20 protein-coding genes and 1 pseudogene are annotated in these 22117 nt (G+C 64.6%); 8 read left to right on the forward strand and 13 right to left on the reverse strand.

Going from position 1 to position 22117, the window contains the following annotated elements:
* Positions 1-1184 (reverse strand): mannose-1-phosphate guanylyltransferase/mannose-6-phosphate isomerase (locus AOQ71_RS18990; protein WP_057749177.1); only part of this gene is annotated, 1184 nt, incomplete at its 3' end.
* 7 nt (positions 1185-1191) lie between these two features.
* Entirely contained in the window at positions 1192-2181 is a 990-nt protein-coding gene (locus AOQ71_RS18995) for an SDR family NAD(P)-dependent oxidoreductase (RefSeq protein ID WP_057749181.1), read from the reverse strand.
* 289 nt (positions 2182-2470) lie between these two features.
* Between AOQ71_RS18995 and AOQ71_RS19000 the strand changes: the two genes are divergently transcribed.
* Both AOQ71_RS19000 and AOQ71_RS19005 read left to right on the forward strand, forming a co-directional pair.
* Positions 2471-3430: a lysylphosphatidylglycerol synthase transmembrane domain-containing protein gene (locus tag AOQ71_RS19000; RefSeq protein ID WP_057749774.1), complete on the forward strand. Its 960-nt coding sequence runs from the start codon at positions 2471-2473 to the stop codon at positions 3428-3430.
* An 11-nt stretch (positions 3431-3441) separates the two neighbouring features.
* Positions 3442-4431, forward strand: coding sequence for an MraY family glycosyltransferase (locus tag AOQ71_RS19005; RefSeq protein WP_057749776.1), 990 nt, complete (start codon positions 3442-3444; stop codon positions 4429-4431).
* On the opposite strand, the gene AOQ71_RS19010 is transcribed toward AOQ71_RS19005, so the two are convergent.
* From AOQ71_RS19010 to rfaD, 6 genes are all read right to left on the reverse strand, one after another.
* Positions 4419-5366, reverse strand: a complete 948-nt coding sequence (locus AOQ71_RS19010; protein ID WP_057749184.1) for an NAD-dependent epimerase/dehydratase family protein — start codon at positions 5364-5366, stop codon at positions 4419-4421. The genes AOQ71_RS19005 and AOQ71_RS19010 overlap by 13 nt on opposite strands.
* Positions 5363-6583, reverse strand: coding sequence for a glycosyltransferase family 4 protein (locus AOQ71_RS19015; RefSeq protein ID WP_057749187.1), 1221 nt, complete (start codon positions 6581-6583; stop codon positions 5363-5365). The genes AOQ71_RS19010 and AOQ71_RS19015 overlap by 4 nt, the downstream gene beginning before the upstream one ends.
* Positions 6584-6585: 2 nt before the next feature.
* The gene (locus AOQ71_RS19020; RefSeq protein WP_057749190.1) at positions 6586-8499 is read right to left on the reverse strand and encodes an SDR family NAD(P)-dependent oxidoreductase; all 1914 of its coding nucleotides are present in this window, start codon (positions 8497-8499) and stop codon (positions 6586-6588) included.
* An 84-nt stretch (positions 8500-8583) separates the two neighbouring features.
* On the reverse strand, positions 8584-9882 hold the full coding sequence (locus AOQ71_RS19025) for an O-antigen ligase family protein (RefSeq protein WP_430648635.1): 1299 nt from the start codon (positions 9880-9882) through the stop codon (positions 8584-8586).
* The gene (gene rfaE1 / locus AOQ71_RS19030) at positions 9879-11363 is read right to left on the reverse strand and encodes a D-glycero-beta-D-manno-heptose-7-phosphate kinase (RefSeq protein WP_057749194.1); all 1485 of its coding nucleotides are present in this window, start codon (positions 11361-11363) and stop codon (positions 9879-9881) included. Before rfaE1 ends, AOQ71_RS19025 begins: the two co-directional genes overlap by 4 nt.
* Before the next feature lie 13 nt (positions 11364-11376).
* Positions 11377-12357, reverse strand: a complete 981-nt coding sequence (gene rfaD / locus AOQ71_RS19035; RefSeq protein WP_057749196.1) for an ADP-glyceromanno-heptose 6-epimerase — start codon at positions 12355-12357, stop codon at positions 11377-11379.
* Positions 12358-12530: 173 nt separating this feature from the next.
* On the opposite strand from rfaD, the gene waaF reads away from it, so the two are divergent.
* From waaF to AOQ71_RS19050, 3 genes and pseudogenes are all read left to right on the forward strand, one after another.
* Positions 12531-13619, forward strand: a complete 1089-nt coding sequence (waaF, locus tag AOQ71_RS19040) for a lipopolysaccharide heptosyltransferase II (RefSeq protein ID WP_057749199.1) — start codon at positions 12531-12533, stop codon at positions 13617-13619.
* 93 nt (positions 13620-13712) lie between these two features.
* Positions 13713-13895: a hypothetical protein gene (locus AOQ71_RS19045; protein WP_057749202.1), complete on the forward strand. Its 183-nt coding sequence runs from the start codon at positions 13713-13715 to the stop codon at positions 13893-13895.
* A gap of 3 nt (positions 13896-13898) precedes the next feature.
* A pseudogene (locus tag AOQ71_RS19050) lies at positions 13899-14208 on the forward strand (hypothetical protein).
* Positions 14209-14430: 222 nt separating this feature from the next.
* Here AOQ71_RS19050 and AOQ71_RS19055 read toward each other — a convergent pair.
* A complete protein-coding gene (locus tag AOQ71_RS19055; protein ID WP_057749206.1) occupies positions 14431-15468 on the reverse strand; it encodes a glycosyltransferase family 4 protein in 1038 nt (345 codons plus the stop codon).
* Positions 15469-15593: 125 nt separating this feature from the next.
* Between AOQ71_RS19055 and galE the strand changes: the two genes are divergently transcribed.
* From galE to AOQ71_RS19070, 3 genes are all read left to right on the forward strand, one after another.
* On the forward strand, positions 15594-16607 hold the full coding sequence (gene galE / locus AOQ71_RS19060; RefSeq protein ID WP_057749209.1) for a UDP-glucose 4-epimerase GalE: 1014 nt from the start codon (positions 15594-15596) through the stop codon (positions 16605-16607).
* Between the two features lie 117 nt (positions 16608-16724).
* The gene (locus AOQ71_RS19065; RefSeq protein WP_057749212.1) at positions 16725-18527 is read left to right on the forward strand and encodes an ABC transporter ATP-binding protein; all 1803 of its coding nucleotides are present in this window, start codon (positions 16725-16727) and stop codon (positions 18525-18527) included.
* Between the two features lie 35 nt (positions 18528-18562).
* Positions 18563-19264, forward strand: a complete 702-nt coding sequence (locus AOQ71_RS19070) for a fumarylacetoacetate hydrolase family protein (RefSeq protein WP_057749215.1) — start codon at positions 18563-18565, stop codon at positions 19262-19264.
* Positions 19265-19326: 62 nt separating this feature from the next.
* Here the strand turns inward: AOQ71_RS19070 and AOQ71_RS19075 are convergent, their stop codons facing one another.
* From AOQ71_RS19075 to AOQ71_RS19085, 4 genes are all read right to left on the reverse strand, one after another.
* Positions 19327-19785, reverse strand: a complete 459-nt coding sequence (locus AOQ71_RS19075; protein ID WP_057749782.1) for a YybH family protein — start codon at positions 19783-19785, stop codon at positions 19327-19329.
* A 6-nt stretch (positions 19786-19791) separates the two neighbouring features.
* Positions 19792-20721 carry an aspartyl/asparaginyl beta-hydroxylase domain-containing protein gene (locus AOQ71_RS19080; protein ID WP_057749218.1) on the reverse strand — a complete coding sequence of 310 codons (930 nt, stop codon included), beginning with the start codon at positions 20719-20721 and terminating at the stop codon, positions 19792-19794.
* A 140-nt stretch (positions 20722-20861) separates the two neighbouring features.
* A complete protein-coding gene (locus AOQ71_RS46340) occupies positions 20862-21017 on the reverse strand; it encodes a hypothetical protein (protein WP_014493894.1) in 156 nt (51 codons plus the stop codon).
* A 153-nt stretch (positions 21018-21170) separates the two neighbouring features.
* Positions 21171-22094 (reverse strand): LysR family transcriptional regulator, encoded by a 924-nt coding sequence (locus AOQ71_RS19085; RefSeq protein WP_057749221.1) that lies wholly within the window; start codon positions 22092-22094, stop codon positions 21171-21173.
* Positions 22095-22117: the final 23 nt, after the last annotated feature.

Genomic DNA, 22117 nt, shown 5'->3' on the forward strand with positions numbered 1-22117 from the left:
TGCTTCTGCAGCGACAGCCGTCCGCCCGGCTTCACCACGATGCGCTTGACCTGGTGGCGCTCGCCATTGTCGACCGACTGGTAGCTGCCCCAGGGCCGATGCACCTTGAGATGCTCCTCGGTGACCTTCGGCGCGACCGCCTTCAGCTTGGTGATCAGGCGCTTCAGCCCGTTGGCATCCTGCTGGCGCGAGACCAGCACCGCATCCGCGGTCGCGACCACGACGAGATCGTCGACGCCTTCGAGCGCGACCAGCGCATGATCGGTCGTGACGTTGCAGTTGCGCGAATCCTCGAACACGGCGGTGCCGTGCGCCGCATTGCCTTGCGCATCCTTGTCGGACAATTCCCACACCGCGCGCCAGGAGCCGACGTCGGACCAGCCGCACGACACCGGCACCACGGCCGCGCGCGAGGTCTTTTCCATCACGGCATAGTCGATCGAGATCGCCTTGGCCGCGCCAAAGGCCTGCGGCTCCAGCGTCACGAAGCCGAGATCGCGGCCGGCATTGTTCACCGCCGAGGACACCGCATCCACGCTCGCCGCATCGACCCTGCGATATTCGCCGAGCAGGAGGCTTGCGGGAAACATGAAGTTGCCGCTGTTCCAGAGATAGCCGGAATTGACGTAATCCGAAGCCTTCACCGCATCCGGCTTCTCGACGAAGCGCGCGACTGCGTGGACCTCGCCTGAGATCACCTCACCCGGGCTGATATAGCCGTACTCGGTCGCCGGCCGCTCCGGCTTGACGCCGAAGGTGACGATGCGTCCCGTGCTCGCGGCGCTGAGGCCCTCGCGGCACGCCGCGACGAAGGCGGCATTGTCCCGCACCACATGGTCGGCGGCGAGCGCCAGCACGATCGCTTCACTGGTGCGGTTTTGCGCGAATGCCGCGCCGGCGGCGATCGCAGGACCGGAGTCGCGGCGCATCGGTTCGAGGATCACGTCGGCCTCGATGCCGATCTCGGCGAGCTGCTCCAGCACCATGAAGCGGTACGCCGCATTGGTGATGACAACAGGCCGGTCGAACAGCGACGCATCGGAGACACGCAGCAGCGTGTCCTGGAAGGTCGAGCGCGGGCCGAACAGCGGCAGGAACTGTTTTGGCCGCACCTCGCGCGAAGCCGGCCACAGCCGCGTGCCGGCACCACCGCACATGATCAGGGGGATAATGCGTTTGTCCATCGTCGTTTCAAACCTTGTAGTGGTCGCGATACCAGGTGACAAAATTGTGGACCCCGTGCTCGATCGGCGTTGACGGTGCAAAGCCGGTGTCGCGCATCAAATCCTCGACATCCGCGAACGTTTCCACCACATCTCCCGGCTGCATCGGCAGCAATTCTTTGATCGCCGTCCGGCCCAGCTCCCGCTCCAGAAGTCCGACGACATGCATCAGCTCTTCGGGGCGGTGATTTCCGACATTGTAGGTTCGAGACGGCGCATTTGCGGCAGCCGGATTGTCCGCAGGCACAAGATCGATCAGTTTGGACACGACCCGGGTCACGTCGTCGATATAGGTGAAGTCGCGGCGCATCCTGCCATGGTTGAAGAGCCGGATCGGCTTGCCGGCCAGGATGGCGTTTACGAACAGAAACATGGCCATATCAGGCCGTCCCCACGGGCCGTAGATGGTAAAAAAACGCAACGCCGTGACCGGCAGCCGGTACAGATGGCTGTAGGACTGCGCCATCACCTCGTTCGCCTTCTTGGTCGCGGCGTAAAAGCTCACGGGATGATCGGTCCGGTCCTGCACGGAAAACGGCAGTTTCGTGTTCGCGCCGTAAACGGAGGATGACGAGGCGTAGACAAGATGACGACAGCCATTGTTCCGACAGCCCTCCAGCACGTTGAGAAAGCCCTGGAGATTGGAATCGACGTAACTGTGAGGCTGGTCGATCGAGTAGCGGACGCCGGCCTGGGCCGCCAGATGCACGACTTTGGCAAATCGATGTCGCGCAAACAGCGCCGCCATCGCCTCGCGATCGGCAAGATCGATCTGCACGAAGGAGAAACCGGCCTCGCTGCGCAACAGCGCCAGCCGCGCCTGCTTCAGCGCCGGATCGTAATAGGTGTTGAGATTATCCAATCCGACGACAGGCCTGCCCTCGGCCAGGAGCTGCCGGGCGACGTGAAAGCCGATGAAGCCCGCGGCTCCCGTGACCGAAATCGCCTGATCCATCATCCTGTTCCCAAGGTAAATTCGCCAAGGCAAATCCGAGGACGTGCTTCGCCACACTGGCCATGTCAGTCTCTTTAGACGGCGTCCCGAGGGGGCCGCAATAGCCAGCCATTTTAACAGTAAAGAGCCCCCACAAGGGCTTAAGAACCATTGCAAGAGAGCTCAAGAGGGATTCAAGAGAGCTTCAAGAGGGCTATTGCAAGATCGGCGCCAAAACCATACCAAAGCGGCCGAATTCGACGCCTGGCGTCGGGTAACCTCAACCTTCGCCAACCCAGTTCATGCGGACGAGATGCGCCGAATCCTGCTGTCGACGGCCAAAATCCTGATCTCCGCGGCCCTGCTCTATCTGGCATTGCGCAAGGTCGATCTGACCGAGCTGGTCTCGCGCTTCACCGTATCCAGCCTGCTCTGGTTCGGCCTGGCGATTGCGGTGACATTCCTGCAGATCTTCATCGGCGTGTTGCGCTGGCGCGATGTCAGCGCCGCATGCGGCGCGCCGCTCGAGCTCACCCGCGCCATGCGCTACAACGTGATCGGCTCCTTCTTCAACCAGACCCTGCCCTCCGCGATCGGCGGCGACGCGGTCCGGCTGTGGCTGGTCGCGCGCGCCGGCGCCGGATGGCGTGCGGCGACCTATTCGATCTTCGTCGATCGCGCGATTGGCCTGATTGCGCTCGCGATTCTCATCGGCGCGAGCCTGCCCTGGAGCTTCCAGCTCATCACCGATCCGAACGGGCGTTCGGCGCTGCTGCTGATCGATCTTGCGGCCCTCGCCGGCGGCCTCGGCTTCCTGGTCTTCGGCGCGCTGAAATGGCGCTGGCTGAAGACCTGGTGGGCGACCCATCACCTCCACGCCTGTGCCGTGATCGCCAATCGCGTGATCTTCAGCCGCAGGCACGGACTTCCCATCGCCATCCTGTCCTTCGTCATCCACGCGCTCGCCGCCGTCATCGCCTGGTGCGTGGTGCAGTCGATCGCCGCGCCAGTCAGCTTCGGCCAGGTCTTCCTGCTGGTGCCGCCGGTCATGCTAATCACCTTGATGCCGATCTCGATCGCCGGCTGGGGTGTGCGCGAGGCGACCATGGGGCTCGCCTTCGGCTTTGCCGGGCTCGCCGCCAATGAGGGCGTCAACGTCTCGCTGCTGTTCGGCGCGGTCTCGTTCACCGTCGGCGCGGTCGGTGGCCTCGTCTGGATCCTCAGCGCGGAGAAGGCCGCGCAGGGCTCGGCGCCGATCGGAGTGCCGGAGTGAGCCTGGCCGCGATGTCCGCGCTGCTTGCCGTCGCGATCGCCGCGCTGATGTCGGCGCTGATCACCTGGATCAGCCGTCCGCTGCTCCAGCGCTATGCGTTGGCGCGGCCGAACGCGCGCTCCTCGCATCGAATTCCGACCCCGCAAGGCGCGGGCATCGCGGTCATCGCCGCGACGCTGCTGGTCGCATTGCCGTGGGCCGCCTGGGCCAACGTTGCGATCCCGCTGGCGCTCGTCATTGCAACGGTCGTGATCGCAATCGTCGGGTTCGCCGACGACATCGTGTCGCTGCCGGTGCTGGTGCGGCTCGCGCTGCAAGCCGCCTGCGTTGGTGCCGTGGTGTTCACCGCGCCCGAGACTGCGCGCGTCGTGTCGGCGCTGCCGCTCTCGTTGGAGCGCGGGCTCATCCTGCTCGCCGGTGTCTGGTTCGTGAATCTCGTCAATTTCATGGACGGGCTCGACCTGATGACGGTTGCCGAGGTGGTGCCAGTCACCGCCGCGCTACTGTTGCTCGGATTGCTTGGCGATTTGTCCTGGCCGGCGGTGCTGATCGCAACGGCGCTCTGCGGCGCCATGCTCGGCTTTGCACCGTTCAACAAGCCGGTTGCAAGAGTGTTTCTGGGCGATGTCGGCAGCCTGCCGATCGGCCTTCTGCTCGGCTGGTGCCTGCTTGAGCTCGCCTGGAGCGGACAAATCGCGGCGGCGCTGCTGCTGCCGGCCTATTACCTTGCGGATTCCACCATCACGCTGTTCCGGCGCATCGCAAGACGCGAGCAGTTCTGGTCGGCGCACCGCTCGCATTTCTACCAGCGTGCCACCGACAACGGCTTCACCGTCCTCCGGATCATCGGTGAGGTGTTCCTGGTCAATCTCGTGCTCGCGGCGCTCGCCGTCCTCACCGTTCGCTCAGGCTCGGCAATGGTCACGCTGCTGGCGCTGTTGGCGGGCGCGCTCACGGTCACCTTCGAGCTGCGGCGGTTCTCCCGCCCTCAGTCATCCTGAGCTGTCAGCGCCAGCCGCAGGCCCTCGTCGAGCGACACATCCGGCTGCCAGCCGGTCGCAATTGCCTTGGAAATATCGAGTTCGAGCGAGCCGATCAAGCTGTCATGTGTGTCCTGACGGCCGAGCACGACGAGCAGCGAGCTCAACAATTTCGGCGACATTCCGAACAGACGCGGTCTCTTGCCAGACGCCTTGGCCAGACGCTCGATGAATTCCGGCGTCGAGACCTGCTCCTTGTCGGCCACCAGGAAGACATCGAAATTGCTTGCCGAGTCGGGTTTGCCGAGCCGGCGCGAGATGAAGGACGAGAGGTTTTGCACAGCCAAGAAGGCGCGGTGGTTGCGGATCGCCGCAAAGGGCAGCGGCAATCCAAGGTTCACCGCGCGCGTCAGCAGCGCAAAATTGCCCTTGGCACCCGCGCCATAGACCAGGGGCGGCCTGATCACCGAGATCTTCATGTCGCTCTCGCGGGCCAGCGTCCTCAGGCCTGCCTCAGCCGCGGCCTTGGACATGCCGTAAAGGCCGCGCGGCGTTAGGATTTCGTCCTCGCTGAACGGAGCCCGGCCCTCGTTGCTGCGGCCATGGACGAGAACTGTGCTGACGAAGATGAACTGGCGCACGCCCGCCTTGGCCGCGGAACGCGCCAGGTGCAGCGTGCCCGTAATGTTGACGTCGCGGTAGAGCTGGACGGCATGCTCCTCGTGCTTGTGATGCACGCGCGCTGCGAGATGGACGACGGCGTCGACGCCGTCCAGCACCTGTGCCCAATCGGTATCGGGACCGATCGATTTGATCACGACCTCGTCGTCCATGCCCATCGGCCCGCGGACCGCACGGCGAACCGACCATCCCTCGCGCATGAGCGCGGGCGCGACGTGACGGCCGACGAAGCCGCTCGCCCCCGTGACCAGCACGATCCGTTTTTGCGCGCTCATTGTTGCTCCGAAAGAACAGGGTTGCGCAACAACTCGTCGATCACACCGGCATAGGCATTCATCGCAATGCCGCGATCGAATCGCGCTGCGGCCTTCACAGCCCGCGCCGCCATGGCGCCGTCATTCGAGCGCGACGCTGCCCGGATCGCGTCTGTGAGCTGATCGGCACGGCCCGGTGTCACGACCCAGCCGAGCCCATTCTCCACCACCGTCAGGGCCGCCTCGGCTTCGGGCTCGGACACCAGCACGACCGGGCGGCCGACCGCCAGCAGATTATAGAAACGGCTCGGCACCGACACCCCGGCCACATCCTTCCGGTACGGGATGATCCAGAGGTCGGCCGCGGCCAGGAATGCCTCGAGCTCGCCATCCGCCACGCGTGCCACGAAGGTGACATTCGATAGGTTGGCATCCCTCTGCAACTGCTTCAGCCGCTCGAAGCCAATGCCCCAGCCCGAGAGCAGGAAACCAATCTCCGGCTCGTCCTTCATCAGGCGCGCCGCCTCGAACACGATCTCCGGATCGTGGGTGAAGCCGAGATTGCCTGATAGGCCGACGATGAAGCGGGCCGCAAGCGCTTTGCGGAACGGATTGTCCGATGTCGCCGGCCGCACCGCCGGCACCAACGTCGCCCAGTTCGGGATGAAGCGGATCTTGTTCCGCGTCATGCCGGAATAGCTGAGCAACGGCCGCTCCGCATCGCGTCCGATGGTCACGACGGCATTGATCGCGCGAAACATCAGGCTGTTGGCGGCGCGCATCACGCCCGCCATGATCGAGCGCGGCTTCAAAAGACCGGCCATGACCAGCACGTCGGGAAACAGGTCGTGCATAATCAGCGCCGAGCGCGCGCCCTTGAGCCACGCCACCGCCACCACCGCGTAAGGCAGCATGAACGGCGCGGTGACCGTGAGCGCGACGTCACCTCGCCGCAATTGCCGCAACAGCGCGACGAAGATGCGCAACACGAACAGGAGCTCGAACAAGCCACGGCGCACCAGCGCCCCCTTTCCCGCGATCCGGTTCTTGACGGCAATGACGCGCGGCTTGCCGGAGCCGGTCTGCGAGGCCGGCAGCGCGCCGGGCGAGCCCGACAGCACGACGACCTCGTGCTTCGAGGCGAGGTGGCAGGCTATCTCGGACATGATCGCCGCGGTCGTGCTCGGATCTGGCGGATAATGCTGGCTTGCGACGACGATCTTGCCTTGAGGCTGCATGATCAGGCCGCAGTCGACCCGAACTCGGGGACTGCGTCCTTCAGGATGGTCCTGATGGACGCCCGATCGTCGTGTGCGATGGCCTGGTCGAGCGCCGTGATCCATTTGCGCAGTGTCTGCATCGGCGGCTCGTTGGGTTGCGCGGCCATGATGCCGGAGACGCCAATCTCGCGGGTCGGTTCTTCGGACGCAAACAGGATCTCGTGCAGGCGCTCGCCCGGCCGCATGCCGGTGAATACAATCTCGATGTCGTAGCCGGGCTGCAGGCCGGAGAGACGGATCATGCGTTCGGCGAGATCGACGATCTTCACCGGCTGCCCCATGTTGAGGACGTAGACTGAGACGTCCGGACGGTGCGTACCGAGCGCGTGCGTCGCTGCCGTGATGACGAGATCGCAGGCCTCGCGGATCGTCATAAAATAGCGGACCATGTCGGGATGTGTCACCGTCACCGGGCCGCCGGCGTCTATCTGGGCCTTGAACTTAGGCACCACGGAGCCGTTCGAGGCCAGCACGTTGCCGAACCGGACCGAGATCAGCCGCATCGGCGGTTTGGCGCCACCGCTGGCCGCGGCGAGATCATGGTCGAGCGCCTGGCAGTACATCTCGGCAAAACGTTTGGTGAGGCCCAGCATCGACACCGGCTCGATCGCCTTGTCGGTCGAGATCATCACCATGGCTTCGGCGCCGGCGGCGAGAGCCGCATCGGCGACGTTGATCGAGCCGAAGATGTTGGTCTTGACGCCCTCGCTCCAGTCGCGCTCGAGGATCGGCACGTGCTTGAGGGCTGCCGCGTGGAACACGATATTAGGCTTGAACTCGACCATCAGGCGCATCACGCGCTCGCGGTCGCGGATGTCGGCGATCCGCCCTTCGATCGCGGCGCCTGTGCCATGCGCGGCAAGCGCCTCGGTGACCGCATAGAGCGCGGGCTCGGAATTCTCAAGGATCAGGAGCCGCGCGGCGCCGAAGGCGACGACACGCTCGCAGATCTCCGAGCCGATCGAACCGCCGCCGCCAGTGACGATCACCGCCTTGCCCTGGATCAGCGCTTCCAGCCGCGCGTAGTCGATCTGCTCGCTCGGCCGCAACAGCAAGTCCTCGACCGCGACGGCGGTCAGCCGCGGCGTGTCGCCGCTCTCGAGCGAGGGCATGCGGTTAACGATCACGCCCAGCTTGCGCGCCCGCATCAGGATCGATTCCGGACGTGCCTCCGGCTCGAACGCCGACGGCGTCATCACCACGCGCGCAATCGCCTTGCCGCGCTTGGCGAAATCGGAGACCACATCCTCGATGTCGTCGATGCCGCCCAGCACCGGAACGTTGCGGATGAACTGTCCGCGATCCGAGCCCGACGGCGACAGCACACCGACCGGCCAGATCCGCTTGATCGCCCCGCTCTCGATGCCGCGCAACAGGACTTCGGCATCCGCAGCGCGGCCGATCAGCAGCGTCGGCGCGGCATCCCCCGCGCGGGCGTGACGCCGCACCCGCGTGTAGCGGAAGTAGCGGTAAGCCATGCGCAGCGCACTGAGGGAGGTGATCTCGAGAAACCAATAGAGGACGATCGTCACCTTGCCGAGGAAGAAGGCGCCGCGAACGTTGGGGGCAACGAAGATGTAATCGAGCACCAGCAACGCAACCGTCAGCACGCTCGCGACGCGGATGATGTTCAGCGCGTCAGGCAGCGAGATAAAGCGCCATTTGGACGTAGTTAGGTTGAAGATGAAGAACACGACCACGCTGAAGGCGAGGAAATAGGGCAGGATCTGGTACAACAGCGGCAAACGGTCGAAGAAGCCGTCGCCGCCCTCAAAACGCAGATAGAAAGCCGCGAACAGCGCCGCCGTCGTCGCCAGCAGGTCATGGACCGCAATCATGAAATTGCGCAATGTGAGATGCGAAAGACGCGTCATCCGCCGACCGATGAATATCCCATTAGGTGCAACCTGACCGCGCTGATAACCTATCTCGACAGGACTTGCCAGTCGCACGGCCGTTCAGGAACCAGCTCCCCCAACCTTCGCCTTGGTCTGTTGTGCCCGGATCACCATGCCGCCGGCAACCCCGACGCCGATGACGTACATCCAGCCCTCGTGGAAGTCGAACAGATGAGAGTTGAACAGGGACGTGAAGATGTTCTGCACCACGACCAGAAGTCCTATCCAATTGGCAATCCCGTCGCCGCGAAACAGCAGGAGATGCGAGATCCAGATTGCGTAGAGGATGACGACGCCGATGATGCCCCATTGGATGGCGACATGCAGCGTCTGGTTATGCGGATTTGGAAACACCCTGACGCCCGGTGTCCATAAGGGATCTTCGGCGGCCCGTTCGAACAGTCCCTGCGAGGAGCCGGTACCATGCCCGGCAAGCGGCGCCTGCGTGAAGAATTGAATGGCGTGGCGCCAGTACTCGAGGCGTTCGCCCATCGATGTCGGAATGTTCCTCTGGCTGTAGAGTTGATAGTCGCTGACGAACGTATCGGCTGTCTTGCGCAATTGCGGCGAGGCCTTCCAGGCGATCGCAGCGCCGGCGATCAGGGCGATGGAGATGATTGCGATGCTGCGCCATCTCAAATGCAGCAGCGCAAACACGCCGAACATGATCGGAACCGTGACAAGCGCGGTGCGCGACACCACCACGAAAGTCATGTTGACGAAGAAGCTCAGCGCCAGCGCCGCCAGCAATCCCGCGAGCCAATACCGCTTCTCGCGCAGCAGCAGAGCGGTCGGATAGGCCAGCGCGACCGCGCAGAGCGTAAACTCCTGGCTCTGGTCGATGTAGTTCTTGACGAAGATGCCGCGCTCGAGCGGATCATAGGGCCTCAGTGCCAGGTCGGGATAAAAAGCAACCAGCCACGACATCACCGACAACAGCGCGCAGGACACCAGGAAGGCGACGAATATCCAGGAGCCGCGTGGCGATCGCTGGAAATGGTAGAGCAGCACGGGAAGCACGAGCAGTTTGATGGTCGGACCGACGGCATAGAACCGCGCTCCCCAGGCTGCGTCCGACCACAGCGTTCCCACCAGCGCAAGCACGAACATCGCGATCGGCGCCGCAGAGATCGGACGGGTCAGCGATTGCAGGAATGCCTTGATGTCGAGGAACGGCACCATGCAGAGCAGAAACGCGGTGTTGAAGATCGCCGTCAGTGAGGTCGACCACGGCAGCGAGGCGACCGTCAGGATCGCGAACAGATCCACCGTCTCGCCCCACGCCACCGGGCTGCGGAAACGCCGCCACAACATCTGGGCGGTTGTCTCCCGGGCAAGCGCGGTCGCCTGGTGCGTCACTTGCCGCCTCCGCGCGCACGATGGACCAGCGCTGTCGTGCTGAAGCCCTGGAGGATGTCGACCAGCACAACCACCCCGCCCGCGGCCTCGACCACCTCGTGACCGACCACCTGCTCGCGGGTGTAGTCACCGCCCTTCACCAGCACGCTCGGCGTAATCCGCCTGATCAGGTCGATCGGCGTGTCCTCCTCAAATACGACAACGAGATCGACGGCCTCGAGCGCGGCCAGCACCTCAGCGCGCGCCCGCTCGTCCTGGACCGGGCGATCCGCGCCCTTCAGCCGCCGCACCGAGGCGTCGCTGTTCAGCCCGACGATGAGACGGTCGCAGGCGGCGCGCGCCGCGGTCAGCACCTTGACGTGACCGGGATGCAGGATGTCGAAGCAGCCATTGGTGAAGCCGATCCGCAGCCCCTCCCGCTTCCATTCGGCGAGCTGGGCCTCGAGGCTACCGGTCGCGCTGACGACCTTCTCCTCGGCCGCGAGCGTCGCGTGCGGCAGGATCTTCCGGCGCAGCTCAGCGGCGCTGACGCTGGCGGTGCCCTGCTTGCCGACGGCGACCGCGGCCGCGGCACTCGCGATCCGCAGCGCCGTGTCCCAGTCCGCGCCCGCCGCGATCGAGACCGCGAGCGCGGCGGCGACGGTGTCGCCGGCGCCGGAGACGTCGCGCACCTTCACCGGGAAAGCTGGAACATGGATCGCCTCGCCATGTCGCGGCACCAGCGTCATGCCGTGCTCGCCCTGCGTCACCAGAATGGCCTCGCAATCGGCCAGCCGCATCACGTCCTCGCTGGCATCGACGATGCTCTGCGGCGTGTCGGCGCGGCTGCGGGTGGCTTCCGCAAATTCCTTGCGATTGGGCGTGAGCAGCGTCGCGCCGCGATAGATCGCCCAGTTCAGGCTCTTGGGGTCGACGATCACCGGCTTGCCGGCCGTGCGCGCGGCATCAATCGTATGGCGGATGACGCGCGCGGTCAGCACGCCCTTGGCATAGTCGGACAGCAGCACGATATCGGCGCGCGCGATCTGCGGCAGGATCGCCTCGATCAGCTTGGTCTCGACCTCGTCGGAGGCCGCTTGCGCCTGCTCCCAATCCGCGCGCAGCATATGCGTGGAAAAATGCTCGGAGACGAAGCGGACTTTCCGGGTGGTCGGCCGTGACGGGTCGCACACCAGCGCACTTTCAATGCCGGCATGGTCCGCCAGCGCAGCCGTGAGTCGCTTGCCGGCATCGTCCTCGCCGACGAGACCGACGAAGACACAGCGCGCACCGAGCGAGGCGATATTGCGCGCGACGTTGCCGGCGCCCCCGATATGGATCTCGCTGCGCTGGGCCGCGATCACAGGCGCCGGCGCTTCCGGCGAGATCCGCGACACCTCGCCATAGACGAACTCGTCCAGCATGATGTCGCCGATGCACAGCACCGTGCGGCCTGAGATGGCTTGCGCGAGGGCGTCGAAATCAAGAATGGGCGTCGCCATGATCAACAAAGCCTCAGCGGAAACGGTCGGGCCGGTCGAGATAATCCCCGACATAGGCTTTCACCGCGTCCTCGAGCGTCGTGAAGCCGCCGTTGTAACCGGCACGGTGGAGACGATCGACCTTGCTCTCGGTGAAGTACTGATAGCTGCCGCGAATCTGCTCGGGCATGTCGATGTATTCGATGTTGGGCCTGGCGCCGAGCGCGGCATAGGCGGCTAACATCAGCTCCCGGAAGCTGCGCGCCTTGCCGGTGCCGACATTGAAGAGGCCCGACACTGAGGGCGTCGCCAGCAGCCACAGGATGACGCGCACGACGTCGTCGACATAGATGAAATCGCGGCGCTGGTCGCCGTCGGCGATGCCGTCGCGATGCGACTTGAACAGCTGCACCACGCGGCCCGCCTTGACGTCGTCGAAGCGGCGCGCCAGCACGCTCATCATCGCGCCCTTGTGGTATTCGTTGGGGCCGAACACGTTGAAGAATTTCAGGCCGGCCCATTGCGGCGGCAATCCCTCGCCGCGCGCGATGCGCTCGGCGAGCGCGAGATCGAACAGATGCTTGCTCCAGCCGTAGAGATTCATCGGCCGCAACTTTTTCAGCGCAGCCGGCGAGCCATCGTCGTCAAAACCTTCCGCACCATCGCCATAGGTCGCGGCCGATGACGCGTAGATCAGCGGCACAGCACCCGCCGTGCACCAGTCCAAGAGACGCATCGAGAAGCGGAAATTGGTCTCGATCACGAGATCGCCGTCGGTCGCGGTGGTCTCGGAAATCGCCCCGAGATGGATCACGGCATCCAGCTTGCGGCCCTTCAGCCAGTCAGCGAGTTCGGCCGGCGGCACGATGTCCACAAGCTGCCGCTTGGCGAGGTTGCGCCACTTGCCGTCGCTGCCGAGGAGATCGCAGACCACGACGTCGCTGCGGCCGGAATCGTTCAGCGCAGCCACGACATTCGATCCGATAAAACCGGCCCCGCCGGTCACCAGCAACATTCCAACCACCCTGCCCGATCTTGTGCGGCCCGATACCTGCCGTAGCGCATCATCCGCCAAAGTGTAAGCATTTTGGGCCGACCCTTTTGGAGTAGCGCTTTTGCCGGCTTTACCTGTCGGCCCGGAGCGGCTAACCGAACCGCCGTCTGGAGCATTTGCGGTCCAATTGACTGATGAATATTGATTCACATCTTGGCGGGAATGAGGAACGGGACGACACGCGCCCGATTCTGATTGTCCCCTACATGTGGATCGGCGATTTCGTCCGGAATCATACCGTGGTCCGGGTCCTGAAGGAGCGATGGCCGAACCGGCCGGTCGATCTCCTCACCACCACCCTTTGCGCCCCCCTGGTCGACTACATGCCCGGCGTGCGCGCCGGGATCGTCTGGGACCTGCCCCGCAGCCGCCTGGCGCTACACCGCCAGTTTGGCCTCGCCAAGCTTCTGCGCGAGCGGAACTACGGCACGGCCCTGGTGCTGCCCCGCACCTGGAAGGCCGCCATTGCACCGAGCTTGGCCGGCATCCCCGAGCGGGTCGGCTGGGTCGGCGAGTTCAGGTTCGGATTGATCAACCGCTGGCGCTGGGGCGAGGGAAAGCTGCCGCGCTTCATCGATGAGAATGCCGCCTTGGCCCAGCCCGACGGTGCGCCGCTGCCGCCGGAATGGCCGGTGCCGCAATTGCGGGTTCCGCCTGAGGAGATCGCCCGCTGGCGCCAGGCCAACGGCCTCAGCGCCGGCGCGGCGGTGGCGCTCGCCCCCGGCTCGGTCGGGGTCTCCAAGCGTTGGACCGGATATCCCGAGGCCGCCCGGCTGCTGGTCGAGCGTGGCCTCGAAGTCTGGGTGGTCGGCGGCCCCGCGGAAAAGGGTCTCGCCCAGGAGATCGTCGCCGCTGGCGGCCCGGGGAGCGCTGGCGGCCCGGGGGTGCGCGACCTCACCGGTAACGACTTACGCAACGGCGTCCTCGCCATGGCGGCGGCCGGCGTCGCCATCTCCAACGATTCCGGCCTGATGCATATCGCGGCCGCGCTGGGCACGCCCACCATCGGCATTTTTGGCCCGACCAGCCCATATCTCTGGGCGCCATTGAACGGCCTTGCCGCGACCGTGGTCCAAAACAAGAGCGTCCTGTCGTGCCAGCCCTGCCAGAGCACGGTCTGCAAGATGAACGACCACCGCTGCATGCGGGATATTGCGGTCGAAGAGGTGGTGGCGATTGCGCAGCAGGTGCTGGGAGAGGCTGCAGCACGCGCGACGACCTGAGTGGCGCCACCATGCATGGCGCTTGACCTAACATATGTTGCTTACACCTTCGGGAAGGCTTGGCATCCTCTCGCTTTCCGGGGGATTCAGCCGATGGACGAAGACTTCATCAAAGGACGCGCTCAAGACATCCGCGAGCTCGCGACGAAAGCGGACCCGTTCACCAGAAAACGCCTGCACGATCTTGCTGACACCTACGAGCGCAGGCTTCACTCGGTGCCCCATGCCGCGCCAAGACTCGCAGGTGGACATTCGCAGCCACAGGTGAAGCGCTAGCCAATGCCCAAGGAGAAGGAGCGCGAGAGCCAGCGTGTTTCGTTCGAGCGGCCGCTGCCGGCGCAGATGATGGCGATCGACGGCACCTGGCGTCGCCCCTGCCTGGTCAAGGACGTCTCCGAGGGCGACGCCACGCTTCGCGTCGAGACGTCGATTTGAGGGTCTGGCGCTGACCGAGTTTTTTCTTCTGCTCTCCTCGACCGGACTTGCCTATCGGCGCTGCCAGCTCGACCGCGTCAACGGCGACGAGTTCGAGGTCAGCTTCCTGCGTCAGAAGGCCCGCAAGAAGTCGAGCCGCGAGACGACGGCTTGATCAAGGTGCGACCATTGGGTTCGCCGAAATTCAGTGACCGCCGGCACCCCCGCGAATGTCGTTGGGGAGTTTGGGATGATGCCAATCTACACCTGTTTTGTCCGTCCGCCTCAAGCAAAATTCGTAAAATCCGTATTCTGACCAAACGCGTCCGGCAAGCCGTTGATTTGGCTGGCACCGGCTACTGTGCATGGGGTTGTTTTCGCGTTTTGGAAAAGCGGCTCAAAGCAACGGCCGATAGACCTCGCCGATCCGGGCCGCCTCGGCTTCGAGGCTGAACTTCTCGAGCACCCGTGCCCGCCCGCGCCCGCCCATCGCGGTTGCCAGCGCCACATCCCGCATCAGCGGCTCGAGCGCAGCCGCCAGCGCCTCCGCATCACCTGTCGGGATCAGCACGCCGCTCACGCCATCTTCGACCACCAGCGTCGCGGCTCCTGCGCGCGCGGCAACCAGCGCACTGCCCGCAGCCATCGCCTCGATCAGCGTCAGGCCAAAGCCTTCATTGCGCGAGGTGAAGGCGTAGATCGTCAGCCGCTGGTACCAGCGCTGCACCTCGTCGATCGGCAGCTCGCCGGTCATGACGATGCGCGATTGCAGATTTGCCGCCTCGATGCGCTTCTTCAGGTCATTGGCAAACGATGTCTGCTCGGCCGTGACCTGACCGACGATCACGGCGGTGAAGTCAGGATAGCGCGGCAGCAGCCGGCACATCGCGTCAACGAAAACATCGGTGCCCTTCTGCGCCCGGACGCGGCCGAAGCAGCCGATGGCGTAACGGCCGGGCAAGCCGCTTTCCGCGAACGCCGCGGCGCGATCGACCGGAGGCGTGTAGACGTCGGTGTCGACGCCGTGCGGGATCACCGTCGACGGCACCTTCAGAAACGAGGCGGAGATGTCCGAGGTCGCGATGATCGCGTCCATCCGGCGGATCAGCCAGCGCGTGATCCAGGTGTGGTGGCGCTGCCCCGCCGAGGTGAAGACCAGCTTGAGCGGCCAGCCCAGTGCGCGCAGCGCCACGCCCGCGATCATCTCGTTGTTGCGCCGCGCGTGCCAGATCACGGGCCGCTTGCGGCGCCACAGTTTCAGGACATCACTGGCGGCGAGCCGCGCAATCCCCTCCGGCGCGTCCGAGCCGAACCAGCCTGCGCGATAGAGCTTTGCCAGACGCGGCGCCACCATCCGGTTGGTCGCGGTGACCCCGGAATAGCGCTTGTGCAGATTTGGCACGATCACGTCGAGATCGTCAGGGGAATTCGCCACGTCACGCTCCGTTTGGTGCGTCCCTATACGCAACATTAAGCATAGTGACCAGTTCAGGGCTGCCGAAACTACCTCTTCACCGCGCAAACGTTAACTTGGCGCGCTGATCGAGGACGGGTGAGATCATGACTGTGCTAGTCACGGGCGGAGCCGGCTATATCGGAAGTCACACGGTCCTGGCGCTGGCGGAAGCCGGCGAGGACGTCGTCGTGATCGACGATCTCTCCACCGGTTTCTCCGCCTATCTGCCCGAGGGCGTGCCGCTGTTCATCGGCGATGCGGGCGATGAGAATCTGCTCGAGGGCGTGATCGCCCAGCATGACATCGAGAGCATCATCCATTTCGCCGGCTCTGTGGTCGTGCCGGATTCGATGCGCGATCCGCTCGGCTACTACCGCAACAACTTCACCACCGCCCGCAATCTGCTCAACGTCGCAGTGAAGCGCGGCATCAGCCGTTTCATCTTCTCCTCGACCGCCGCCGTCTACGGCAATCCGGATCAGGTGCCCGTGCCTGAGCACGCGCCGACGCGGCCGCTGTCGCCCTACGGCTCGTCGAAGCTGATGACCGAGATCATGCTGCACGACGTCGCGTGCGCCTACGGCATGCAGTACGTGACCTTGCGCTATTTCAACGTCGCCGGCGCCGATCCGCAGGCGCGCATTGGCCTTGCCACCGTCGGCGCCACGCATCTGCTCAAGATCGCGGTCGAGGCCGCGACCGGCCAGCGCGCCAAGATCGACGTGTTCGGCACCGACTATCCGACCCCGGACGGCAGCTGCATTCGCGACTTCATCCACGTCACCGACCTGTCGCAGGCGCATCACTCTGCACTGGCCTATTTGCGCAACGGCGGCGCCTCGACGACGCTGAATTGCGGTTATGGCCGCGGCTATTCGGTGCTGGAAACCGTCGACGCCGTGCGCCGGGTGTCGGGCCGCAGCTTCGCCGTCCAATACGCCCCGCGACGGCCCGGCGACATCATGACTATGGTCGCCGACACCGGCCGTATCCGCGGCCTGCTCGACTGGAGGCCGCAATACGAAGACCTCGAGACCATTGCGGCCCACGCGCTGGCCTGGGAGGACAAGCTGTTCCGGGAGCGCCACGGCGAGCTCCGCCACGCCGTCTCGGCCTAAAATCACATCCTGTGCAAGCCCTTAATTGGGCTTGAAAAGCGGAGCTTTAGCGGGCACAGAGGCCATTCGATCCCTGACGCGCGGGCAGGCTTTCCCAGCGCCGTCAATGGACACCGGATGGCCCAGTTTCCAAAGAAAATCACCGACGATCCCTATGCGGCGATGGTCCTCATTCGCCGCCTGGTCATGGAACAGGGGGTCGTCTACTGGCGGCGCTACCTCGTTGCCTTCACGCTGATGGCGGCTGCCGCGGGTGCGACCGCAGGCGCGACCTATGTGCTCGGACAGGTCATCAACCAGGCCTATGTCGACAAGAACATCCCGGGAATCGCGATGTTCTCCGCCATCACGGTGATCCTGCTGTTCATCAAGGGCGTCGCGACCTACGGCCACATGGTGATCCTGACCAAGATCAGCAATGCCATCCTCGCCACCAACCAGCGCCAGCTGTTCGCAAAGCTGATGCGCGAGAGCATCGGCTTCTTCTCCGAACGGCATTCGTCCGAATTCCTGGCGCGGCTCACGGCCGGCGCCAAATCGATTACCGACGTGCTCAACATGCTGGTCAACGCCATCGGGCGCGACCTCTTGATGCTGCTCGCCATGATCGGCGTGATGGTATGGCAGGACCCGCTGATGTCGTTGATCGGCCTCGTCGCGGTGCCGCCGGCGATGCTGGTGCTGCGCAAGCTGGTCAAGCGCATCAAGGGCCTCGCCTTCAACCAGTTCACCGGCACCGCCGACATCATGGAGACGATGCAGGAGTCGCTGCAAGGCATCCGCACCGTCAAGGCGTTCACGCTCGAAGACGCGATGCAGAAGCGCATCGACGAGAACATCGCGATCGTTGAGCGCAACGCCAACAAGATGGCCCGCGTCGCCAACCGCTCCAATCCGCTGATGGAGATGCTCGGCGGCTTCGCCGTCGCCGGCTGCCTGCTTTACGGCGGCTACAGCGTGGTCGCGCTCAACGCCACGCCCGGCGCGTTCTTCTCGTTCATGACCGCGTTCCTGATGGCGACCGAGCCGGCCAAGCGGCTGGCGCGGCTGAACATCGACCTCAACAGCCAGCTCGTCGGCGCGCGCATGTTGCTCGAGGTCGTCGACAGCCCCGCGAGCGAGCATTCCGACGACGACAAGCCGGCGCTGAAGCTCACCGACGCGCGGATCGAGCTGCGCGACGTCAGCTTCTCCTATCGCTCGGGCGAGACCGTGCTCAACCGCATGAGTTTCACGGCCGAGCCCGGCAAGGTCACCGCGCTGGTCGGGCCGTCCGGCGGCGGCAAGTCGACCGTGCTGGCGCTGCTCCTGCGCTTCTACGAGGTGACGCAAGGCGACATCTTGATCGACGGCCAGTCGATCGGCGCGGTCTCGCGCAAATCGCTGCGGGCCCAGACCGCCTATGTCGGCCAGGATGTCTATCTGTTCCGCGACACCATCCGCAACAACATCGCCTTCGGCAAGCCGGGCGCAAGCGAGGACGAGATCATCGAGGCCGCGAAAGCCGCTTGCGCGCATGATTTCATCACGAGCTTCCCGCTCGGCTATGATACGCCGGTCGGCGAGCACGGCACCCAGCTCTCCGGCGGCCAACGCCAGCGCATTGCGGTGGCGCGCGCGCTGATCAAGAATGCGCCGATCATTCTGCTCGATGAAGCAACCGCCGCGCTGGATTCCGAGTCCGAGCGCCAGGTGCAGGAGGCGATCGAGCATCTTTGTCAGAACCGCACCACCATCGTAATCGCGCATCGCCTGCACACCATCATGCACGCAGACAGCATCCTGGTGGTCGAGGGCGGCGAGATCGTCGAGCAAGGCCGGCATGACGAGTTGCTGCGCCGCTCCGGGCGCTACGCCTCGTTCTTCCGCCTGCAACATCACGACGCCGGCGCTCTGGCGCCGATCATCGCCACCGCCTAGAGTTCCCTCCACCTCAAGAGCAGCGAGACCGCCTCATGAACGCCGCCTCCTACGTGATCCCGCTTCCGCCCCAGGCCTCGCTTCCCGTAGTCGGCGAGAGCGGCCGCTATCCGGTGCGTCGCATCTGGTGCGTCGGCCGCAATTATCTCGAGCACATCCGTGAGATGGGCAATGACGAGCGCGCGCCGCCGTTCTTCTTCGCCAAACACGCCGACATGCTGGTGCCCGATGGCGCCACCATCCCCTATCCGCCGCTGACCAAGGATCTGCATCACGAGGTCGAGCTCGTGGTCGCGATGAAGAGCGGCGGGCTGAACATCCCCGCCGACAAGGCGCTCGATCATGTCTACGGCTACGCCGTCGGCATCGACCTGACGCGCCGCGATCTCCAGATCGCCTCGCGCAAGAAGGAGCGGCCGTGGGAGATCGGAAAGTCGTTCGATGGTTCGGCGCCCTGCTCCGCGGTGCAGCCGGCGTCGAAGATCGGCCATCCCTCCAAGGGCAAGATTTGGCTCACCGTCAATGGCAAGGAAGCGCAGAAGGGCGACCTCTCCGAGCTGATCTGGAACGTGCCGGAGATCATCTGGCAGCTCTCGCAGCAGGTGAAGCTCGCCGCCGGCGACATCATCATGACGGGCACGCCGGCCGGCGTGTCGCAGCTCCAGCCCGGCGACAAGCTCGAATGCGGCGTCGACGGCGTCGGCACGCTGAAGGTCTCGATCGGCCAGCCGGAGTAAGCCTCCAATATCCCGACATCAAAAGGCCCCGGACCTGTCCGGGGCCTTTTCTGTTTCGACGTCTACCAGGCCTTCACCGGCCGATTGGCGTGGCTTGCCTGCGGCACACCGCGATTGAGCGACATGTGTGAATGTACGCACAGCCACCCATCGCCATTCCTTGAAAACACCATGGTGGCTCGGCCCGGCCGCACAAACGCGCTGCCATCGGGATGATAGCCCGTGCTCGTCCATGGCGCGATCACGGTCACCATCTCGCCATCGCGTGACGCCAGTATAGCGGTCTGATCGAGAACGAAACGGAAGCCGGTCGTCCTGGGCCAGACGTTATTCCATTGCGTCGTGAGCCATTGGTCGAGGCCCCGGATGACATCGTTGTGCGTGCCGAAGGCAAGCACGTCAGGGTGAAAGAGCGGCCGCGCCGAGGCGTAGTCGACCTCGCGGACATAGCCCGCGAATGTTTCCAGCCAGCCCTGGAAGAAATCCACGACATCAGCGCTCGCCGTCGGCAAGGGCTCCACGGCCATTCAACGCAGCGCCGAAAACACGATGAGTCCGAGCACCAACGCTGTCAGCGAATATTTCAGCGTGTAGTAGACGTTCCGGTTCCACTCCTTGACCTTGCGGCTGCCGAGATGGATCTCGTAGAGCTTGCCGAACACCTTGTTGAGCGCGCCGACATGCTCGCCATCGACGTTCTGGGTCGCCGACGCCTTGACGATGTGATGGCTGACCCAGCGGTTGATCGCGGTCATGAAGCCGTACTTCATCGGGCGCTCGACGTCGCAGAACAGGATGATGCGATTGACGTCGGTCGCATTCTCCGCGCTATGGATGAAGGTTTCGTCGAACATGAAGGCTTCGCCGTCACGCCAGACACATTCGACGCCGTCGACGAGGATGCGGCACTTGTTCGAGTTCGGCGTGACGAGGCCGAGGTGGTAGCGGAGCGAGCCCGCGAAGGGATCGCGGTGGGCACCGAGCTTGCCGCCCGGCGGCAGCATCGCGAACATCGCACCGTGCACGCTCGGGATCGACTTGAGCAGCTCCACCGTCTTCGGACACAGCGCGTTCGCCGAAGGCAGGAAGTCGTCGTACCATTTCAGATAAAACCGCTTCCAACCGCTCTTGAAGAACGAATAGAAGCCCCAGTCATTGTTCTTGGCAGCGGCGCGGATGAAGCCCTCGTCGAACAGGCGCACCGCCTCGTCGCGGATGGTCTCCCAGTTCTCGCTGAGCGGCTTCAGCTCCGGAAACTGCTCGACCGGGATCACCGGCTTGTTCGGCACCGCCGAGCCCGCATACATCAGCACATTGTAGGGCGCGAGGTAGGTCGAGTGATCGCCGAGCTGGCGCGCAAAGCGCAGCCGCTGTTTGCCGCGGAAGTGAACGTAAATCGTCGATGCCACAAGCACGTACAGAATGACAAGTTGCGGCGCAAAAAGCTGTTTCAGCATTTCCCCAATCCCGAGTGACCCAGCCGGGGTGTCGTGTAACCCGCGGGGCCCCCAGCGGCAAGATATTCACCGGGGGTTGCGGTCACGCTCGGGAGAGGTTCGGGATGGAACGGGGCGAAAACGGACCGAAACGAGCCGAATCACGCCCGGGACAGCGCCTGCAGACCTTTGAAAGTCAGGCGCTTGGGATCGGTGACGCCGGCAAGATAGAGCCGGCGGATGAATGCAATGACGGCATCGCGGTCACAATCGGTCAGCGCCACAACGGCGTCGACCGCGATCTTCTGGGCTTCCATTGGGCTCACCTCGGCCTTGCGAGTAACCCCGGCCGAGACAGGCTAGGACCCATCCGTTAAATCGGCGTTAACCGTTCGGGAACCATCGCCGATTCAGCCGGGCGGCCGTATACGCAAAACAACGCATTGGCAGTCGCGGCGTGGCCGCGATCTCTAGCGCGCACCGAGACTCTTCTTGAGCAGTGCAAACTGCTTCCTGAGCCGGGGGACTGCGAAGTCGGTGAAAGCCCGCACCTTCGGCACCGAGAGGCGACCCGGCGGACAGATCAGGTGAACCGGCATCTCGGGGTCCTCGTCGCCAGCAAGCACGATCTCAAGCTCGCCGCGCGCGACCTGCTCGGCGACCTGATAGGAGTACATCCGCGCCACGCCGCGCCCGGCGACCGCGGAAGCCACGGCGGCATAGGTGCTGCTGACGGTCAGACGCGGAGTGAACCGGACCGTGCGGGCCGCTGACGAGTTTTCCGGGGGCTTGAAGGTCCATGAATTGGGAAGATGGGCCATCGCCACGACCTGATGCTTGGTAAGGTCGCCGGGCTCTTCGATCCGCGGATGTTGCATGAGATAGCGCGGAGCTGCCACGACGACACGGCGGACCTCGCCGATCCGCGTCGCCACCATCGCCGAGTCCGCGAGCGGACCGATGCGAAGCGCGACGTCCACGCCTTCGTCGATGAGATTGACCGCGCGGTCGAACAGCAGGAGCTTCGCCGACACGGTCGGATAGGCGTCCAGAAACGCATCCAGGATCGGCCGCAGCACCATCTCGCCTGACACCACCGGAGCGGTAATCGTCAGCAGGCCGCGCGGCGCGGTACGCGGGCCGGCTGCGATATCGTCGGCTTCTTCCAGCTCGACCAGCACGCGGCGGCAGACCGCGACATAGCGCTCGCCCTCCTCGCTCAGCTTGATTGATCGCGTCGTCCGATGCAGCAGTTCGGCGCCGACCCGCTCTTCCAGAAAGGCGATGGCGCGGCTGACCGCCGCCGGCGAACGACCGAGCCTTCGTCCCGCGGCGGCAAGGCTGCCCTCATCCACCGCAAGGACGAACACCTTCATTGCATCCAGACGATCCATGCTGTGCCGCGGTCCTTCTGAAA

Source organism: Bradyrhizobium manausense, assembly GCF_001440035.1.
GTDB lineage: Bacteria > Pseudomonadota > Alphaproteobacteria > Rhizobiales > Xanthobacteraceae > Bradyrhizobium > Bradyrhizobium manausense.

Coding starts and splice junctions, on each gene's coding strand:
- AOQ71_RS19085 (WP_057749221.1), bottom strand. CDS start 22,094: ATGGATCGTCTGGATGCAATGAAGGTGTTCGTCCTTGCGGTGGATGAG.
- AOQ71_RS19005 (WP_057749776.1), top strand. CDS start 3,442: ATGTCCGCGCTGCTTGCCGTCGCGATCGCCGCGCTGATGTCGGCGCTG.
- AOQ71_RS19020 (WP_057749190.1), bottom strand. CDS start 8,499: ATGACGCGTCTTTCGCATCTCACATTGCGCAATTTCATGATTGCGGTC.
- AOQ71_RS19065 (WP_057749212.1), top strand. CDS start 16,725: ATGGCCCAGTTTCCAAAGAAAATCACCGACGATCCCTATGCGGCGATG.
- rfaE1 (WP_057749194.1), bottom strand. CDS start 11,363: ATGGCGACGCCCATTCTTGATTTCGACGCCCTCGCGCAAGCCATCTCA.
- AOQ71_RS19080 (WP_057749218.1), bottom strand. CDS start 20,721: ATGCTGAAACAGCTTTTTGCGCCGCAACTTGTCATTCTGTACGTGCTT.
- AOQ71_RS19015 (WP_057749187.1), bottom strand. CDS start 6,583: ATGCAGCCTCAAGGCAAGATCGTCGTCGCAAGCCAGCATTATCCGCCA.
- galE (WP_057749209.1), top strand. CDS start 15,594: ATGACTGTGCTAGTCACGGGCGGAGCCGGCTATATCGGAAGTCACACG.
- AOQ71_RS18995 (WP_057749181.1), bottom strand. CDS start 2,181: ATGATGGATCAGGCGATTTCGGTCACGGGAGCCGCGGGCTTCATCGGC.
- AOQ71_RS19000 (WP_057749774.1), top strand. CDS start 2,471: ATGCGCCGAATCCTGCTGTCGACGGCCAAAATCCTGATCTCCGCGGCC.
- waaF (WP_057749199.1), top strand. CDS start 12,531: ATGAATATTGATTCACATCTTGGCGGGAATGAGGAACGGGACGACACG.
- AOQ71_RS19045 (WP_057749202.1), top strand. CDS start 13,713: ATGGACGAAGACTTCATCAAAGGACGCGCTCAAGACATCCGCGAGCTC.
- AOQ71_RS19070 (WP_057749215.1), top strand. CDS start 18,563: ATGAACGCCGCCTCCTACGTGATCCCGCTTCCGCCCCAGGCCTCGCTT.
- AOQ71_RS46340 (WP_014493894.1), bottom strand. CDS start 21,017: ATGGAAGCCCAGAAGATCGCGGTCGACGCCGTTGTGGCGCTGACCGAT.
- rfaD (WP_057749196.1), bottom strand. CDS start 12,357: ATGTTGCTGGTGACCGGCGGGGCCGGTTTTATCGGATCGAATGTCGTG.
- AOQ71_RS19010 (WP_057749184.1), bottom strand. CDS start 5,366: ATGAGCGCGCAAAAACGGATCGTGCTGGTCACGGGGGCGAGCGGCTTC.